This window comes from Rhizobium giardinii bv. giardinii H152, from assembly GCF_000379605.1.
In the GTDB taxonomy this organism is placed as follows: Bacteria; Pseudomonadota; Alphaproteobacteria; order Rhizobiales; family Rhizobiaceae; genus Pararhizobium; species Pararhizobium giardinii.
In genome coordinates, this window is record NZ_KB902579.1 from 41,397 (window position 1) to 58,228 (window position 16,832).

18 protein-coding genes are annotated in these 16,832 nt (G+C 61.9%); 10 read left to right on the plus strand and 8 right to left on the minus strand.

The window, feature by feature from the left end:
* Window positions 1-79 precede the first annotated feature (79 nt).
* Complete coding sequence (locus A3AY_RS0103760; protein ID WP_018324345.1) at window positions 80-1,210, plus strand: ATP-dependent DNA helicase; 1,131 nt, start codon at window positions 80-82, stop codon at window positions 1,208-1,210.
* 4 nt (window positions 1,211-1,214) lie between these two features.
* Here A3AY_RS0103760 and A3AY_RS0103765 read toward each other — a convergent pair whose 3' ends face one another.
* A complete protein-coding gene (locus tag A3AY_RS0103765) occupies window positions 1,215-1,895 on the minus strand; it encodes a MerR family transcriptional regulator (RefSeq protein ID WP_026203075.1) in 681 nt (226 codons plus the stop codon).
* 359 nt (window positions 1,896-2,254) lie between these two features.
* Window positions 2,255-3,370 (minus strand): hypothetical protein, encoded by a 1,116-nt coding sequence (locus tag A3AY_RS0103770; protein ID WP_018324347.1) that lies wholly within the window; start codon window positions 3,368-3,370, stop codon window positions 2,255-2,257.
* A 367-nt stretch (window positions 3,371-3,737) separates the two neighbouring features.
* On the opposite strand from A3AY_RS0103770, the gene A3AY_RS0103775 reads away from it, so the two are divergent.
* Together A3AY_RS0103775 and A3AY_RS0103780 are read left to right on the plus strand one after the other, a co-directional pair.
* Window positions 3,738-4,490 (plus strand): pyridoxine 5'-phosphate synthase, encoded by a 753-nt coding sequence (locus A3AY_RS0103775; RefSeq protein WP_018324348.1) that lies wholly within the window; start codon window positions 3,738-3,740, stop codon window positions 4,488-4,490.
* A 107-nt stretch (window positions 4,491-4,597) separates the two neighbouring features.
* On the plus strand, window positions 4,598-5,059 hold the full coding sequence (locus tag A3AY_RS0103780; protein ID WP_018324349.1) for a DUF5680 domain-containing protein: 462 nt from the start codon (window positions 4,598-4,600) through the stop codon (window positions 5,057-5,059).
* Between the two features lie 117 nt (window positions 5,060-5,176).
* Here A3AY_RS0103780 and A3AY_RS0103785 read toward each other — a convergent pair whose 3' ends face one another.
* Window positions 5,177-6,064 (minus strand): SDR family oxidoreductase, encoded by an 888-nt coding sequence (locus tag A3AY_RS0103785; RefSeq protein WP_018324350.1) that lies wholly within the window; start codon window positions 6,062-6,064, stop codon window positions 5,177-5,179.
* 157 nt (window positions 6,065-6,221) lie between these two features.
* On the opposite strand from A3AY_RS0103785, the gene A3AY_RS0103790 reads away from it, so the two are divergent.
* Both A3AY_RS0103790 and A3AY_RS0103795 read left to right on the plus strand, forming a co-directional pair.
* Complete coding sequence (locus A3AY_RS0103790) at window positions 6,222-6,629, plus strand: winged helix-turn-helix transcriptional regulator (RefSeq protein ID WP_018324351.1); 408 nt, start codon at window positions 6,222-6,224, stop codon at window positions 6,627-6,629.
* Between the two features lie 85 nt (window positions 6,630-6,714).
* Window positions 6,715-7,962, plus strand: a complete 1,248-nt coding sequence (locus A3AY_RS0103795; RefSeq protein ID WP_018324352.1) for an FAD-dependent oxidoreductase — start codon at window positions 6,715-6,717, stop codon at window positions 7,960-7,962.
* Window positions 7,963-7,976: 14 nt separating this feature from the next.
* Here the strand turns inward: A3AY_RS0103795 and A3AY_RS0103800 are convergent, their stop codons facing one another.
* Together A3AY_RS0103800 and A3AY_RS0103805 are read right to left on the minus strand one after the other, a co-directional pair.
* Window positions 7,977-8,918 (minus strand): bifunctional helix-turn-helix transcriptional regulator/GNAT family N-acetyltransferase, encoded by a 942-nt coding sequence (locus A3AY_RS0103800; RefSeq protein WP_018324353.1) that lies wholly within the window; start codon window positions 8,916-8,918, stop codon window positions 7,977-7,979.
* A 66-nt stretch (window positions 8,919-8,984) separates the two neighbouring features.
* A complete protein-coding gene (locus A3AY_RS0103805) occupies window positions 8,985-9,704 on the minus strand; it encodes an aspartate/glutamate racemase family protein (RefSeq protein ID WP_018324354.1) in 720 nt (239 codons plus the stop codon).
* A gap of 173 nt (window positions 9,705-9,877) precedes the next feature.
* Here A3AY_RS0103805 and A3AY_RS0103810 point away from each other — a divergent pair, with 173 nt between their 5' ends.
* Window positions 9,878-10,342 (plus strand): Lrp/AsnC family transcriptional regulator, encoded by a 465-nt coding sequence (locus tag A3AY_RS0103810; RefSeq protein ID WP_018324355.1) that lies wholly within the window; start codon window positions 9,878-9,880, stop codon window positions 10,340-10,342.
* A 19-nt stretch (window positions 10,343-10,361) separates the two neighbouring features.
* On the opposite strand, the gene A3AY_RS0103815 is transcribed toward A3AY_RS0103810, so the two are convergent.
* Window positions 10,362-11,420, minus strand: a complete 1,059-nt coding sequence (locus A3AY_RS0103815; protein WP_018324356.1) for an SDR family oxidoreductase — start codon at window positions 11,418-11,420, stop codon at window positions 10,362-10,364.
* Between the two features lie 95 nt (window positions 11,421-11,515).
* On the opposite strand from A3AY_RS0103815, the gene A3AY_RS0103820 reads away from it, so the two are divergent.
* Together A3AY_RS0103820 and A3AY_RS0103825 are read left to right on the plus strand one after the other, a co-directional pair.
* On the plus strand, window positions 11,516-12,421 hold the full coding sequence (locus A3AY_RS0103820; RefSeq protein ID WP_018324357.1) for a LysR family transcriptional regulator: 906 nt from the start codon (window positions 11,516-11,518) through the stop codon (window positions 12,419-12,421).
* An 87-nt stretch (window positions 12,422-12,508) separates the two neighbouring features.
* Window positions 12,509-13,801, plus strand: coding sequence for an NAD(P)/FAD-dependent oxidoreductase (locus A3AY_RS0103825; RefSeq protein ID WP_018324358.1), 1,293 nt, complete (start codon window positions 12,509-12,511; stop codon window positions 13,799-13,801).
* A 3-nt stretch (window positions 13,802-13,804) separates the two neighbouring features.
* On the opposite strand, the gene A3AY_RS0103830 is transcribed toward A3AY_RS0103825, so the two are convergent.
* Entirely contained in the window at window positions 13,805-14,110 is a 306-nt protein-coding gene (locus A3AY_RS0103830; RefSeq protein ID WP_018324359.1) for a hypothetical protein, read from the minus strand.
* 19 nt (window positions 14,111-14,129) lie between these two features.
* Complete coding sequence (locus A3AY_RS0103835; RefSeq protein WP_234913058.1) at window positions 14,130-14,534, minus strand: hypothetical protein; 405 nt, start codon at window positions 14,532-14,534, stop codon at window positions 14,130-14,132.
* Between the two features lie 319 nt (window positions 14,535-14,853).
* On the opposite strand from A3AY_RS0103835, the gene A3AY_RS0103840 reads away from it, so the two are divergent.
* Window positions 14,854-15,522: a TetR/AcrR family transcriptional regulator C-terminal domain-containing protein gene (locus A3AY_RS0103840; RefSeq protein WP_018324361.1), complete on the plus strand. Its 669-nt coding sequence runs from the start codon at window positions 14,854-14,856 to the stop codon at window positions 15,520-15,522.
* Window positions 15,523-15,550: 28 nt separating this feature from the next.
* Window positions 15,551-16,570, plus strand: a complete 1,020-nt coding sequence (ilvC, locus tag A3AY_RS0103845; RefSeq protein WP_018324362.1) for a ketol-acid reductoisomerase — start codon at window positions 15,551-15,553, stop codon at window positions 16,568-16,570.
* The last annotated feature ends 262 nt before the right edge of the window (window positions 16,571-16,832 follow it).

Consider the following 16,832-nt stretch of genomic DNA (forward strand, 5'->3'; position numbering starts at 1 on the left):
CTGCGCGGGCGGCGTGCCGGCCGAGGCTTCAGGTGTAAGCCGGGCGACAGGCCCGCGCGAATCGGGCAATAGATCAACGATGGAATTCGCACCTCAACAGGATGAGGCCCTCAAGGCCGTTTCGCGCTGGCTGAAGGAAGGGCGCTCGCCGCTCTTCCGGCTGTTCGGCTACGCCGGAACGGGCAAGACCACGCTTGCGCGCCATTTCGCCGAGCATGTCGACGGCGATGTGCTGTTTGCCGCCTTTACCGGCAAGGCCGCTCAGGTGCTGCGCTCCAAGGGCGCGACCAACGCCAGGACGATCCATTCGCTGATCTACCGGCCACGCGGCGAGGAGGAGGTCTCCGACGAGGAGACCGGCAAGACCTCAATCGCGCCGATGTTTGCCATCAACCGGCAGTCGCCGGTCGCCAAGGCGGCGCTGATCATCGTCGACGAGTGTTCGATGGTCGACGAGGCGCTCGGCAAGGATCTGATGAGTTTCGGCACGCCGATCCTGGTGCTTGGAGATCCTGGCCAGCTTCCGCCCGTCTCCGGCGGCGGCTATTTCACCAACGAGGAGCCGGATTACCTGCTGACGGACATTCACCGCCAAGCGCGCGACAATCCGATCATCCAGCTTGCCATGCATGTGCGCGAGGGCAAGGAGATCATGCATGGCGACTACGGCACGACGGCCAGGGTGATTTCGAAGAACGAGGTGACGCAGAGCCTGGTGCTCGACGCCGACCAGGTGCTGGTCGGGACCAACAAGACGCGGCGGCGCTACAATATGCGCCTGCGGGAGTTGAAGGGGTTCACGACCGACTATCCGCAGTCCGGCGACAAGCTCGTCTGCCTGCGCAACGACCCGGCCAAGGGGCTGCTCAACGGCTCTCTCTGGCAGGTGATGACCTCGTCCAAGGAGACGGTGAAGCCCGGCATCAACCTGATGATCCGCCCTGAAGACGACGACATGGATCGCGGTGCGGCCAAGATCAAGCTCCTGAAAACCGCGTTCGAGGATGTCGAGGGCGAAATTCCGTGGTCGACGCGCAAGCGCTACGACGAATTCGACTATGGCTATGCACTGACAGTGCACAAGGCTCAAGGGTCGCAATGGAACGACGTCGTGCTGTTCGACGAAAGCTGGGCCTTCCGCGACACACGCGAGCGCTGGCTCTATACGGCGATCACGCGGGCTGCCGAAACCTTGACGATCGTGCGCTGACGGTTCACTCGGCGGAAACCAGCCCCATCAGCACCGCCTTGGCGACCGCCTGGAAGCGGTGGTTGACGTTGAATTTGCGGATGATGTCGGATTCAAGCGTCAGCAGGGCGGTCAGGTCCATGTCCATCAGGTTGGCGATCCGGTTTGCCGGATAGCCTTCGGCCATGAAGGCGAGGCACTTCGCTTCGATCGGCGACAGATGGATCGGTGTCACGGCGGCCTGTTCGCCACCATCGCCATCCGCCGCCGATTCCAGAAGCTCGCTGACCCGCTGCATCTGGCGCCGCAGGATCGATTGCTGGGCTGCCAGTTCCCGCTTGCGGGCATGCAGCGCGTTTTCGAATATCTGCGCGGCGTCACCCTGGCTTTGGCATGCTGTCAGCGCCCGCATGAGGTCCTGAATTTCGGCGATCGGCATGTCGATCTCGCGACAGGCGTTGATGATGGTCATTCGCCGGATGTCCTCGAGGCCGTAGACCCGCATCGGCCCCATTCTGTCGGCGGCGAGCAGTCCTTTCTCCTCGTAGAAATGCAAGGTGCGGTGGGTGACGCCGAAGGCGTCCGCCATGTCGGCGATGGCGACGTGGCTGTCGGGAATGGTTCCCGGCAGGGGCAGGTGCGGCAGGAAGCCGGAAACCGTTCGGCTGCCGGTTACGGGATGGATGGTCTTCGACTGTCCTGGCATCGTATGAAATCGCCCCTCGCTGATCATGCGCGGGAGAAAATCCTGGAAGCGGCAATCTGCCGGTTACGCATCGAAACGACGCGGCAGTTGCCTTCTCTGTGCCCTCCATGTCATGCACACCACCCGTCCCTTGGATGGATACTCGCGACATTGTGCTTGCCTGATGAGCGACCAGGCCTTTATCCCCGTATGCCCGAGCAGAGTACACGCAGTGCGGGAAGAGCGATAGCTAGCAAGATTAGGGATAAAATACGGATTCCTGAGAGAATTCGCGCGTTTCCAGCGGCAGACACGCTGCTTGCCGATGACTTCAGGCTGCCGCGTTATTCAGATCACAGCCCATTCTTGGGCAATGTGCCTCAGCGAATGAGCGTCGAGGGCAGGGCACCTGCGCTGATGACGAAACTCAGCTTCCGGCGATGTTCGGCCGACAGCTTCTCCTGGCAGGCCTTGGCCTCGCGAAAGGACGCGCGCGTCTGCAGATGCCGGTAGGTGTCGGTCAGCGCCATGCATTTCATCAGCGGGCTGTCGATTGCGGCACTGCTCGCATAGCGGAATATGTAGCCGTCAGCAGCCAAGGTCTTTGCCGCCAGGGCAAGGCTTTCGTAGAGAATGTCCGCCTCGCCGGCCACATGCGCCTGGTCGAGAAAGCCTTCGTGAAGCGTTTCGGAGGTCGCGTCATGAGTGACCAGAACCCGCAGACCGGCTGGCGACTTCTGCTGGGTGATGGAGATCGTGAACGCCAGCGGGTCGGTTGCCGGCGATTGCGGCGGCGGCCAGAGCACCGTGCCGGGCACGGCGGCGATCGTCCGGTAGTGCGACGCGGCGGTGCGAAACGCATCGGCAAAGCGCCCCGCCTTGCTGGTGCGCGGCCATTGCGTCTGCACCGTTATCTTTGGAAGATCGTCGGCGAATTTGCGCTCCAGGACCGCACCGTGCAGACGGGACTGTTCCGGGATGTTGACGCTCATGGCGGGCGAGGAGAGGGGCACGAAGATCAAGAGCGGCAGGGCGGAAAGCACGGCGAGCGGCGAGGAGAGCGGTGCCGGCAGCCAGGGAAGCCGGCGGGACGCGGCCGGGCGCGGCGGAACCGACGGGCCTTCCGGTTGCGTCTGCACAAGCGGGGTTGCACTCTGGCGCAGATATTCAGGCACATAGGTGCCCTTGGGAATATCGATACGCCACGCGTCGCCGGCGCCTTCGCCGGCATAATAGGCCGCGAGCAATTTCCTCAGCTTGCCCGCATGGACGCGCACCAGTGGGTCGCTATCGGCATTGAAGGCCTGCGGCCGGTCGAAGACATCGATGCCGATCGCATAGCCCTTCAACTGGTGGCCGTTGCCTTCGATTTCCCGCTCGACGACATATTTCAGGAAGGCGCGCAGCCGCTCGGAGCGCGAAAACGCAGCACTCGACAGAACGCTGTCCAGCGCATCGAGGATGGCACGGTCGTTTGGCCTTTCGCGCGCGTCCATCAGCGCGTTCTCTTTGAAACACGCGCCCGCGTCCGTGCTCCATTGTCCGGAATGACAGTCGATTCGGTGAAGTCGCGGCAAAAACGAAGGTTCATTGGTTCGGTTTGGGTCTTTCCGTGGGATTTAAGCACCGCCGCTCGCCATCCGCGAGCGTATCGCTTGTACTTGAGTCTGCATTAAACCGGACTTTTCCGGGTTTGTCAGGTGCTCGAATCATTAAACTTGCGTTTCATATAAAATGTCCGGCCGGACGGTGCCCGGTTTATTGTGACGGGTACATTTTCCGGATCGCCGCTTTGTTGCGGGCCGCACAAGGAACCGCTAGAAAAGACCCGCCACAACGCCATCTCCCATCGAAAGCGCTGAAATGCCTGCGAAACTCTCGGTAAACCTGAATGCGATCGCCATGCTTCGCAACCGGCGCGATCTTCCCTGGCCATCGGTGACGGGGCTGGGCCAGATAGCGCTCGAGGCCGGCGCCAGCGGCCTGACGGTGCACCCGCGACCGGACCAGCGGCATATCCGTTTCTCCGACCTCGCCCCGATCCGCGCCTTGATCGACGATCTTTATCCGGCGGCCGAGTTCAACATGGAAGGTTTTCCGAACGAGCAGTTTCTCGAACTGGTCGAAGAGCATCAACCCGAGCAGGTGACGCTGGTCCCCGACGATCCGGCACAGGCGACCTCGGACCACGGCTGGGACTTCCGCAAGAGCCACAACCTGCTCGGCAATGTCGTCGGACGCCTGAAGAAGAAGGGTTTTCGGGTGTCGTTGTTTGCCGACGGCGACCCGGACATCGAGGCGCTGACGATCGCCAAGGAGACCGGCGCCGACCGGATCGAGCTTTACACCGGCCCCTATGGCGGCTGCTACGACGAACCCGAGCGGGCTGCCGTGCTGCTGGAGGAACTGGGTCGCACCGCCGACCTTGCAATCGGGCTTGGTCTCGACGTCAATGCCGGGCACGATCTGACGGTCGCCAACCTGCCGCCGCTGGCGGCGCGCATCTCCAACCTCGCCGAAGTTTCGATCGGCCACGGCCTGACCGCGGATGCGCTGCAATACGGCATGGCGGAAACCGTCCGCCGCTTCTGCCGCGCCTGCGGCCAGGATGTTTGAGACGCTCCCGCGGTAATCGCATTGCGTTGGTCGCGTTGGCGACATGTAAGGGCTTGACCAGAGCCGTTGCATTTTGTTCTCTGTATGTTCCAATTGAGGGAATAGAGATGCAGATCGAGCAGCTAAACGACATCATCGTAAAGGCGAAGGCTTCAACGTATGGTGGGGGTGGAGCTCCTGCGAAATCGAGCAGGGCCGGATCGCGTGACTTGATGTGGTCTGAAGGCGACTGGAGCTACCTCGACAGCTATTTCGGAGGAACCGATTTCATCGGCCAGGAAACCGTCTGGCTTCGAGGCGAGCCTGTATGGGCGATGAACTACTATGGATATATCCGGCTTCCGGAACTGTTAGACGCCCAACACGCGGGGGCGACGATCAAAGCGGCGTTGTCATCGATGTACGCGCAAGGGCGCTTCCTCGGAGGCTTCGAGTGGTCCGGCGACCATGGCAAATATATCGACAACAGCGTCGGGGACGCCGCCCACTTTCATGGGCGTGAGATTATTGTGGTCGACGGCAAGACCGCCTACGCACTCGATTATTTCGGGGGACTGATTAAAGCGTAGGAGCGAGGCAGGACTTGGCTTCGACACTATCTCACCGACAAGCCGGTCTGCCTAAACCGCGCGACACGATCGTCAGTGCCGAGGAGCTGGGCGTGAACCCAGCCCCCCCATCTTTCTTTAACCGAGAAGGGCTGGTTTGCTGGCTTCAAGGAAGCTTTCGAGCGTCGCCAGCTTGTCGCCGGAAAGCGTGCGGGCATCATCGGTGACCAACTCGATGTGGCCCTCGCGTGTGTTGGCATCGAAGGAGACGACGACCGGGATGAGGAAATCGGGGAGGCCTGAAGCCTTGAGCCCGCCTGCGAGCTGCTCGTCGGTGACATGCACGACGTCAAGCGGCTTGCCGGTGACCTTCGACACGGTGGCAGCGATTTCGTTGACGGTGTACTTGGTCTCGCCGGTCAGCGTGTAGGTCGCGCTTTCGCTCGCGCCGGAGGCAAGCGCCGCGGCCGTTGCCTTGGCGATGTCCTTGCGTGCGATATGGGCGAGCTGGCCCTCGCCGGATGCACTGTACCACTTGCCCTCGGCGAGCGCGTGCGGCAGCGCCATGAACAGGTTTTCCATGTACCAGCCATTGCGCAGGATCGTGTAGGGGATGCCGGTCGCCTTGATCGCGTTTTCCGTGCCGAGATGGTCGGGGGCGAAGGGAATGACCGAGGTTTCGGGGTTCGGCATCGAGGTGTAGAGAATGTGCTTGGCACCGGCCTTCTGCGCGGCTGCCACCGCTGTCTGGTGCTGGCGCAGGCGCTTGCCGGGTTCGTCCAGCGCGTCGGTGGAGATGATGAGGATGCGGTCGGCGCCCTTGAAGGCTGCTTCCAGTGAGGCGGCATCGTCGAAACTTGCCGAACGGGTCTGGACGCCCTTGGCCGCGTAGTCGGCGAGCTTGGCGGCATCGCGGCTGGTGGCAATGATATTGGCCGGCGAGACCTTGCCGGAGGCGAGGAGTTCATCAAGCACGAGGCGGCCGAGCTGGCCGGTGGCGCCGGTGACGAGAAGGGTTTCGGACATGGTGCTTCCTTTGTTGTCAAACGGCGCTGCAGCGCGTTGCTGAAGCGTCCGGTTTGAGATATGGTTCCCAAATGAGACCTTCTCTTAATTCGTTATCGCTGGACGGATGTAAAGGAGGCAGTTTTTTATTTGGTGGTTACGTGAAGGGAACCGGCCCATGAACAAAATGGCAGGCAAGACGGTGGGCGAACGGGTGATCGTCGTCATGGGCATGGCTTTTTCCCGCGAGGATTGCCCGGTGCGCGACGTCATCGATAATATTGGCGGCAAATGGAACACGCTGATGATCCTGGCGCTGGCCGACGGCCCGATGCGGTTTTCGGCGCTGCGCCGGCTGATCCCCGATATTTCCCAGCGCATGCTGACCCAGACGCTGCGCGACTTGCAACGCGACGGCTATATCGGCCGCGAGGTCTTTCCGACCCAGCCGCCGAGCGTCGAATACCGGCTGACGCCGCTGGGGCAGTCCTTCCTCGTGCTTGTCAAAGGGCTGGTCGACTGGTCGAAGGAGCACCACGATGCGATCCGGGCGGCGCGGGCGGAATATGACGCGGCGGCTGCGTGACGATCTGACCGCGCGGATGCGGCTGGACGGTTCGCGGCCCGGACTGTTACAGATGCCGACAGGGACGACATCTGGATAGGCATTGATGAAACAGCTCGATATCGGCGTGGCGGGAGCGGGAACGGCAGGTCTTGCGGCGGCCCTTTTCCTGTCGCGCGCCGGTCACCGGGTTGAAATTCTCGAACGGTTCGAGACGCCGGCGCCTGTCGGGTCCGGGCTGTTGATGCAACCGACGGGGCTGACGGTTCTCAACGCGCTTGGGCTGTTCGATACCATCCATGCGATCGGCAGCCGGATCGACCGGCTGCACGGCGCCGATGCCAGCGGGCGGACCGTACTCGACGTGCGCTATGACGCAGCCCCGGGCGGGCGGTACGGCCTTGCGGTGCAGCGGGCTGCGCTTTTCAACACGTTGCTTGATGCAGCCGTTGCCGACGGCATCCGAATACGCACCGGCATCGATCTTGCCTCAACCGGAATGCGCGGTGATCGCGCCGTGCTGAGTGATGCCGAAGGTGTGGTTGGCGACTACGATCTGGTGATCGACGCCAGCGGCGCCCGGTCCATGCTGGCTGCCAAGGCCGCTGCCGCGCCTTCCATTCGCGACCTGACCTATGGCGCATTCTGGGCAACGCTCGACGACCACGGCGCGGCCTACGACAAAAGCGCGCAGTCGCAGCGTTACGACAAGGCCAAGGTGATGATCGGCGTGCTGCCGACCGGGCGGATACGGAGGGGTGAGCCGGAGCGGGTGGCTTTCTTCTGGAGCCTGAAGGTTGCCGATGTCGAAGCCGTCAAGGCAGCCGGGCTCGACCGGTGGAAGGCGATCATCAGCAACTATTGGCGGGACTGCGTGCCGTTTCTCGACCAGATCGAGGATTGGGATCAACTGACGCTGGCGCGCTACGCGCACCGGACCGCGTTGCCGCCCTTTTCGGACCGGCTGGTTTTCATTGGCGACAGCGCCCATTCGACCAGCCCGCAATTGGGGCAGGGGGCAAATATGGCGCTGCTCGATGCCGCAGCGCTCAGCCATGCGCTGGCGCGCTGTGCCGATATACCATCGGCGCTTGCGGCCTATGCCCGGGCGCGCCGCAATCACGTGCGGTTGTTCCAGTTGCTGTCGCTCGCTTTCACACCCTTCTACCAGTCGGACTCGACCGCCATTGCCTGGGTGCGCGACCGGCTGGTTTCCACCGTCGCCAAAATCCCGCCGATGCCCGGGCTGCTCGCGTCGATCGTGGCCGGCACGGTGCTCGATCCCTTCGAGCCTGCCGGCCTGACCGAATGCAAGTGGCAAGAGGACCTCAGCCTGCTCCGCGGCATGGCGTAGGATCACCGCGGCGGTCAGAGACTGAGCTGCCACGTCTGGCCGTTCAGATCCTTTCCGAAGCTGTGATGGCGTTCCTCGGAGACAAGGACGAAGCCTTCCGCCTGGTAGATCCTGCGGGCGCTGACGAGAATGTCGTTGGTCCACAACGTCAGTGTTTTGTAGCCGGCCTCGCGGGCAAAGGCGATGCACTGGCGAACCAGCGCCAGGCCAATGCCAAGGCCGCGGGCAAACGGCTCGACATAGAGCAGCCGCAGCTTGGCCGTGCCGCCGCCTGCGTCGACCAGGAACACGGAGCCGGCGATCTCGCCACCTGCTTCCGCGATCCAGCAGAACTCGCGGCCGGCTTTGAAATGATTGATGAAATCGCCGGCGATCTGCAGGATTAGCCCTTCATATTCGCCGTTCCAGCCATATTCCTCGGCATAGAGTTTCGTCTGGCGGCCGAGAACCCAACTGATGTCGCCGGGCTGGTGCGCCCGAAGCGTGAAGTTGCTGGCGGAGGGGGCCGAAAGCAGCGTCTCGATCCGCCCCATGGCCGTGGCGATCATCTCCTGCTGTGCGGCATTGAGCGGCGAGAGCATGGCCGCGATCTCCTCGCGGGAGCGGACGGCAAGGGCGCGCGCCTGCGACACACCCTCGGCAGTCAGCTCAAGCAACTGGCTGCGCTGGTCCTGCGGGTCCGGGCGCGTGGTCAGGAGCCCGTCACCGCGAAATTTTTTCAGGATGCGGCTGAGATAAGCGGGGTCGAGATGCAGCTCCTCGATCAACTTTTTTGCCGGCAGACCGGGGCGGGCTGCCAGTTCGTAGATGATGCGCGCTTCGGTCAGCGTAAACCGGCTGTCGAGGAAGGCGCGCCCGAGCAGGCCGAGCTGATTGGTGTAGAAGCGGTTGAAGGCCCGCAAGGTCTCGATACGGTCGGCCGGCTGCGGTTCATGCACGGTTGCGAGTGTATTCATGGCAATCTCCCTGCTGGAGACTGCCATTATTTAGTTGACTGAGTCAAATAAATTGCGCGCGGGAGGTCAGGCCGCCTGTTGGCCGAGTTGCGACAGACCCTTCAGCGCAAACGCGACGGCTGCTTCGGCATGGATCGCGGTGGAATCAAAGCCGGGCAGGGGCAGGCTGTGCGGGTCGAGGATCAGGCAGATCTCGGTACAGCCGAGGATGATCGCGTCGGCTCCCTCACTCTTGGCGCGCTCGATGACCGTCATCAGCGCCTGACGCGAGGCGTCGAGCACGGCGCCGGCGCAGAGTTCGTTGAAGATGATGTCGTGAACGAGGGTGCGGTCCTCGGCATTCGGAACCATGACGTCGAGGTCGTGGGTTGCCATGCGGCCGGTATAGAAGCCGTGCTCCATCGTGTAGCGCGTGGCAAGCAGCAGCGGGCGCTTGATGCCTGCGGCTTTCATCGATGCAGCGGTTTCGTCGATGATGTTGATCAACGGAACCGAGATCGACGACTGAACCGCATCGGCAATCAGGTGCATCGTGTTGGTGCAGATCAGCACGCAGGAGGCGCCAGCGGCCTCGAGGCGCTGTGCGACCTCGCAGAGGCGCTTGGCGGCATCATCCCAGCGGCCGGCCTTCTGCAGGTCGACGATGCTCTGGAAATCGACCGAATGCAGCATGACTTCGGCAGAATGCAGCCCGCCGAGGCGTTCGCGCACGGCTTCGTTGATCATGCGGTAATAGACTGCCGAGCTTTCAAAGCTCATTCCACCGATGAGGCCGATCTTGTGCATGAGGCTGTTCCTGTCCTGCCTTGTTTTCCGATGAAGGAATTGTCGCCGAGAGCGTGCGGAAAGTGTTCGCTTTATTGCGTGACATCGCGACCATTTGCGCGTATTTTTCGCGTAGTTTTCCGATATCGCGCAAATTAATGTTGCGTGCGTCGGATGAGTCGGGAGAGCGCGGCGTGCTGGACGAAAGAGACCGGAAGATCCTGTCATTGCTGCAGGAGGATGCGCGCCTGTCCGTCGGCGACCTCGCCGAAAGGGTAAGCCTGTCGCTTTCCGCCTGCTCGCGGCGCATTCAGCGGCTGGAGGAGGCCGGCTATGTCGCCCGCCGGATCGCGGTGCTCAGTCGCGACCTAATGGGTGTTCCGACAACCGTCTTCGCCCTCATCAAGACCGCCCACCATTCCGACGACTGGATAGACATCTTCCGCAAGGTGATCGCGGATATTCCCGAGATCGTCGAGGCGCACCGGCTGACCGGCAATTACGACTACATTTTGAAGGTCGTGCTGCCGCGGGTCGAGCACTATGACGTGATCTACAAGCAGATCGTCCGCAAGGTGGAACTGTTCGACGTGTCCGCCTCGATCTCGATGGAGGTGCTGAAGAGCGGAATGGCGGTGCCGGTGGATTATGCGCGGTAGGGCGAGTGCCGCTTCGGCCTCAAGGAATGATGCGCTGTTCCCGCATCTCGCTGAAGACCGACAGGAACATCTCGTCGGTCCGCAAATAGTCATGGAATCCCAGTCTGCGCGCCTTGGTACCGTCGGCGAAGAAGTCGTAATCCCAGCCGAACACCGCGTCGCCGAAACTCCAGGAGGAAACGGCTTCATAAGAATGGTCGGCGAGGTTGTACTTTTCCTTCATCTCCTTCCAGAGCCGGGCCTTGTCCGCCATCACGACGTTGAGCGACATCGGGAGAGGAGCGGCGGTTTCCACCTCGAAGAAGCGGGCGATCTTCGGCCACATCTCGTTCCACCGAAAGAGATCCCCGTTGGTGATATTGAAGGCCTGATTAGCGCATTGCGAATTGGTGGCGGCCCAGACGGTGGCCCTGGCCAGAAGGCCGGCATCGGTCATTTCGAGCAGCGCGTCGTAGGCGCCCGGTTTGCCGGGAAAGCGCAGGGGCAGGCCGAGTTCCTTCGACATCGCAGCATAAAGGCCAATCACCATGGCAAGGTTCATCGGATTGCCGGTGGCGACGCCGATGACGACGGAAGGACGCAGGGCCGACCAGGTCCATGATTTGCCCTGTTGCCTGTGCTGCAGGAACGCCTGCTGGTCCATATTGAATTCGGGCGGCATATGGTTGTCTTCGTTTTCGCGGGCCGGTGTCTTGAACGGCCCGAGATGCGCCCCGTAGACCTTGTAGCCTTGCATCAGGCTGACATGCTCAAGGTTCGGTGCCACACGCTCAATGGCAGTGACGACATTCACCAGCATGGCCAAATTGGGCTCGACCAATTCGGCCCAGGTGGGGCGGTCCTGATAAGCGGCGTAGAAAATGTGAGTCACTTCAGTGAGATCGCCAAGTTTCCTCGTGCAATCGGCAGGGTCGAGCAGATCAACCGCGATGTGCCGGATTTTCGGCGTAGCAGTGCCGCCACGTCGCGAGAGACCGATGATCGACCAGTCGTCGAGCGTTTCGATATGGCGGGCGAGGTTGCCTCCGATGACGCCCTGGGCGCCGACGATGAGTGCGGTTTTGTGCTGGTCACGCATGACGATCTCCTGTGTCCTGATGGAGGAGATATGGACGCGGCGCGGTTTCGGAACTAGACAGCGGATAAGCACAGGACTTGTGAGGTGAAGTCACAATGGCGCGGCTGGACGTCAATCGATCGGGTGAGATGGAAGTGTTCGTGCGAGTCGTCGATCTCGGCGGCTTTTCTGCCGCCGCTCGCCACTTCACCATGACGCCGTCGGCGGTCAGCAAACTGGTCTCGCGGCTGGAGGCGCGACTGAACGCGCGGCTTGTCAACCGTTCGACCCGCAAGCTGCAACTGACGCCGGAAGGCTGCCGTTACTATGAGCATGGCGTGCGGGTCTTGGCCAATCTCGACGAGGCCGAAGGCGCCGCGGCCCTGGCCAACAATCCGAGCGGGCTGGTTCGTGTCAGCTGCAACATTCCCTTCGGGCGGCATATCCTGTTGCCGGTGCTTGCGGACTTCATGGCGCTTTATCCAGATGTGTCACTGGACCTGTCGTTGACTGATAGTGTCGTCGATCTCCTGGAAGACCGCGCAGATGTGGCCGTTCGGGCGGGCCCCCTGAAAAGTTCGGCGTTGATGGCGCGCAAGCTCGGAACGGTGAAAATGCACATCGCCGCGGCACCCGGCTATATCGAGCGCAGGGGTGCCCCGCACCATCCCGACGACCTGCAGAAACACAATCTTCTCGGGCCTAGTTACGTCCGCACAGCCGGCGGATGGCCTTTTGTTGCGGGCGGCGTCTACATGACGATCAGGCCGGCGGGCAACATCCGGGCGAGCGACGGCGAAGCCTTGCGTGAGCTTGCGCTTGCCGGGGCAGGGCTGGCACGTCTTGCCGACTTCCAGGTGCGGGAGGATTTCGCCCGCGGAGCATTGACGCCTGTGCTCGAGGCCTTCACCGCGACGGACAGCGAAGAGGTGCATGCGGTGTTTCTCGGCCAGGGCGGCCATATCCCGGCCCGGGTGCGGGTGTTTCTCGACTTCCTCTCCGCCCGCTGCCGGATCGGCTGAGGTCTTTCAACAGGGCAGCCATTCCGACAGAGCAGTTGTGTCAGGCCAACGGAGCGTGGACACTGCCGTGCAAAACGGAGATTGTGCATGCCAGCATCGAGCCGCCATCATCTGGTTGTCGTCGGAGGTGGCTTCGGCGGCCTTCAATTGGTCAATGACCTGAAGGGCGCGGCCCTCGACATCACGCTCGTCGACAAGCGGAACCATCATCTCTTCCAGCCGCTTCTCTATCAGGTGGCGACGACGCTGCTTGCCACCTCTGAGATCGCATGGCCGATCCGCCGGCTGTATCGCGATCGGCCGGAGGTGACGACGCTGCTGGCCGAGGTCGAGGGCGTCGATGTGGTGGCGAAAGCCATCCGGCTGACATATGGCAAGACCATCCGCTACGACACCCTGGTGGTGGCGACCGGCGCCACCCATGCCTATTTCGGCAAAGACGAGTGGGAAGCGGTCGCTCCGGGGCTGAAAACGCTGGAGGATGCAACGACCATTCGCAGGCGCGTGCTGCTCGCCTTTGAACGGGCGGAAATCGAGACCGACCCGGCGGTGCGTCAAGCGCTTCTGACGTTTACCATCATCGGCGCGGGGCCGACCGGCGTTGAACTGGCGGGGATCATCAGCGAACTCGCGAAGTCGACCCTGCCGAAGGAGTTTCGCCGCATCGACACTCGGACAGCGCGGGTCATCCTCGTGGAGGCCGGGCCGCGTGTTCTGTCGGGATTTTCCGAAGATCTATCGGCCTATGCCCATCGGGCGCTGGAAGGACGCGGCGTCGAAGTTCGGACCGGCCAGAGGGTTACGTCCTGCACGCAAGCGGGTGTTACGATCGACGACACTTTCGTTGCGTGTCGCACGATGGTGTGGGCCGCGGGCGTTCAGGCCTCGCCCGCCGCCCGATGGCTCGGCATCGCGGCGGATCGCGCCGGCCGCGCCATCGTCGAGAAGAACCTCAGCGCACCCGGCCATGCGGATGTCTTCGTCATCGGCGATACGGCTTCGGTCCTCCGGGAGGACGGCACCCCGGTACCGGGTATCGCGCCGGCGGCAAAGCAGCAGGGCGCTTTCGTGGCAAAGGTCATCCGAGCCAGGTTGAACGGCCAGTCGGAGCCCGCCGGTTTTCGCTATCGCCACCAGGGCAGCCTGGCGACGATCGGCAAGCGCTCGGCGATCATCGATTTCGGACGCTTCAAAATGAAAGGGGCGCTCGCCTGGTGGGTATGGGGGATCGCCCATATTTACCTCATCGGCACGCGAAGCCGCTTCGCCGTTGCCTGGAGTTGGCTGTGGAGCTACCTCAGCGGCCAGCACAGCGCGCGGCTGATTACCCAGAAGGAGACCATGCGCGATAGATGCGCTGACGAGCACGGCGAGCAATAGAGCCTATTTGACGCGCTTGCACTCGAACTGATCGCCGGTCTGCATCGAGAACCACTGCATCGTCGTATCGGTCACGCTCGACAGGCCGATCTGGTATCCGTCGGAAAAAGACAGGATGTAGTTTCCCTCTTCCTTTTCCACCTTCTGCGGCATCGGTCCTTCGCCTGAATCGTAGGTGTCCTTCGTGAAGGTAAAGGTTGAGACCTCGCAATCCCAAATGCCTGCATAGGGCGCATTGTCGCCAGCAAAGCCTGTCGTCGCGGTCGCAAGCACAATAGCGGCCGCGACCGCGATGAATTCAGGACGCATTGTTTCCACCTGGCCCCTCTCAGTTGTTGATGCTGGTTACAGCCCAGTGGGACGAGCTGCAATCGTCGTTGTCGCAGATGCCGCTCATCCAGACCGCGCCGTCCGCCAGCATGACGCCGTCGCTGTTGACGAAGAGCTGGTCATATTTCTGGTTCGCGACGACCTCGCGTGTTTCCGGCGTGACGAGAGCGTCAAAATTTTCGATGAAATCGTTGGCGCTCTGAATGTCATAGCTTTCGCCATTGGCAGCGACCCGCAACGGGTATTCGGCGAGACCGGCGATCGTTGCCGCATCTCCGTTGCCCATGGCTTCCACCAGGCTCAACAGCGGCTCGGCGAGATCTCCGGCGTTGCCATGCAGCGCTTCGATCCGGTTAAAGACCTCTTCATCGGATTGAGCGGCGGCCGACAAGGGCATCAGCATCAGGGCGGCGGAGAGGAGCGTGGCGGCTGTATTCAGGTAAGGCACGAAAACTCCGGGGAGTGAGAGGGCGCGTGGGCAGCCGCACAGTAGCTGAGGCGGTCTTGAAACGGAACCGGGATGGACGGGTGCCGGCTATCCATTTTTGGGGTTTGTCCTGGTTGTCTTCAATATGCTTGGCGCTTGGGCGGGCGGCGTCACGGTGCCCTGCCTTGCAACAAAGTGGCGCTCTATTTCCTTCGCGAAGAGCCTTGACCGCGCTTAGGCTTTGCGGCATAAGCGGCGAACCGTACCGTACGGTACTGTGAATGGAGATGGATTTTTGCAGCTTGCCGCCCACCCGCATCAGCCGGATTACTCGCCGCGCCAGAACGCCGTTCTGGACAGCGCGTTGCGGCTGCTTGTCGATGGCGGCGAGAAAGCCTTGACGACGGCAGGCGTGGCGCGGGCCGCCAACTGCTCGAAGGAAAGCCTCTACAAATGGTTCGGCGATCGCGACGGCTTGCTTTCGGCGATGATCGGCTACCAGGCAAGCAAGGTCCGCACGTTCGATGACAACGCCGAGGCATTGACGGCAGTCACCCTGCGGGAGCATCTGGTTCTCTTCGCGCGCGACCTGCTGGAGGTTCTGGCCGGCGACGTGTCGCTGGCGCTGAACCGGTTGGCAATCGGGCAGGCGAGCCGGGAAGGCTCCAAGCTTGGATCGATGCTGCAGGAACGCGGCCGGCGGCAGGTCGGCAAGCGGGCGGGGGCGTTGCTGGAAGCCGGACGCAATGCCGGGTTGCTTGCGTTCGACGATCGGGACGAGGCCTATGATACGCTCTATGGGCTGATCGTTTCCGATCTGCATCTGCGCATGCTGCTCGGCGAGGATAGCGGCCGCATGGCCAAGGATTTCGGACGCAGAGCGGAGCGGGCGGTTTCGGCCTTCCTTCGCCTCTATGGCCGTGAAAATGGTTCGGTCCAGCCTAAGGGCGGCCGGAAGACTTAAAGAGACAAGCAAAGGGAAGGAAAATACAATGCGCGTCTATTACGATCGTGATGCCGATCTCAACCTCATCAAGTCCAAGAACGTCGTTATCGTCGGCTATGGCAGCCAGGGCCGCGCCCATGCGCTGAACCTGAAGGACTCCGGCGCCAACAACGTCGTCATCGCGCTGAAGGCCGGTTCCGCCACCATCAAGAAGGCCGAAGCCGACGGCTTCAAGGTCATGACCGTTGCGGAAGCCGCCAAGTGGGGCGACCTCATCATGATGGCGACCCCGGACGAACTGCAGGCCGACATCTACAAGGCTGAAATCGCGCCGAACATCCGCGATGGCGTTGCGATCGCTTTCGCCCACGGCCTCAACGTTCATTTCGGCCTGATCGAGCCGAAGGACACGCTCGACGTCGTCATGATCGCGCCGAAGGGCCCGGGCCACACGGTTCGCGGCGAATACCAGAAGGGCGGCGGCGTTCCCTGCCTGGTTGCTGTCGAGAAGAACGCCTCAGGCAACGCCCTTGATCTTGCTCTCTCCTACGCCTGCGGCGTCGGGGGCGGCCGTTCGGGCATCATCGAAACGAATTTCAAGGAAGAGTGCGAAACCGACCTCTTCGGCGAACAGGTCGTTCTCTGCGGCGGTCTCGTCGAACTGATCCGCGCCGGTTTCGAAACGCTGGTCGAAGGCGGCTATGCGCCGGAAATGGCCTATTTCGAGTGCCTGCACGAAGTGAAGCTGATCGTCGACCTGATCTATGAAGGCGGCATCGCCAACATGAACTACTCGATCTCCAACACGGCGGAATGGGGTGAATACGTCACCGGCCCGCGCATCATCACGGCTGAGACAAAGGCTGAGATGAAGCGCGTCCTGCACGACATCCAGACCGGCAAGTTCACCTCCGACTGGATGCAGGAATACCGTTCGGGTGCCGCTCGCTTCAAGGGCATCCGCCGCATGAACGACAACCACCAGATCGAAGAAGTCGGCGCCAAGCTGCGCGGCATGATGCCGTGGATCGGCAAGAACAAGCTGGTCGACAAGGCGAAGAACTAATCTTTGCTGCAAAGCAACATTTTTCTGTTGCGCGTGCTCTATACTGAACGCCGGAGAGAAATCTCCGGCGTTTCCATTTGTCATCGACGTTGATCGGCAGTGTTTGGAACATTTCGGATTTTGCAGTATTCTGTTCAGCAGGAGGATACTGTGATGGAAACCTTCCTCTACCATTTCGCATTGTTCGACGCCTTGATCCTCGGCGCCATCGTCTTGCTGCTGGCGCTCAGCATGTCCGGGCACCACGAGGCCTGATTCATCT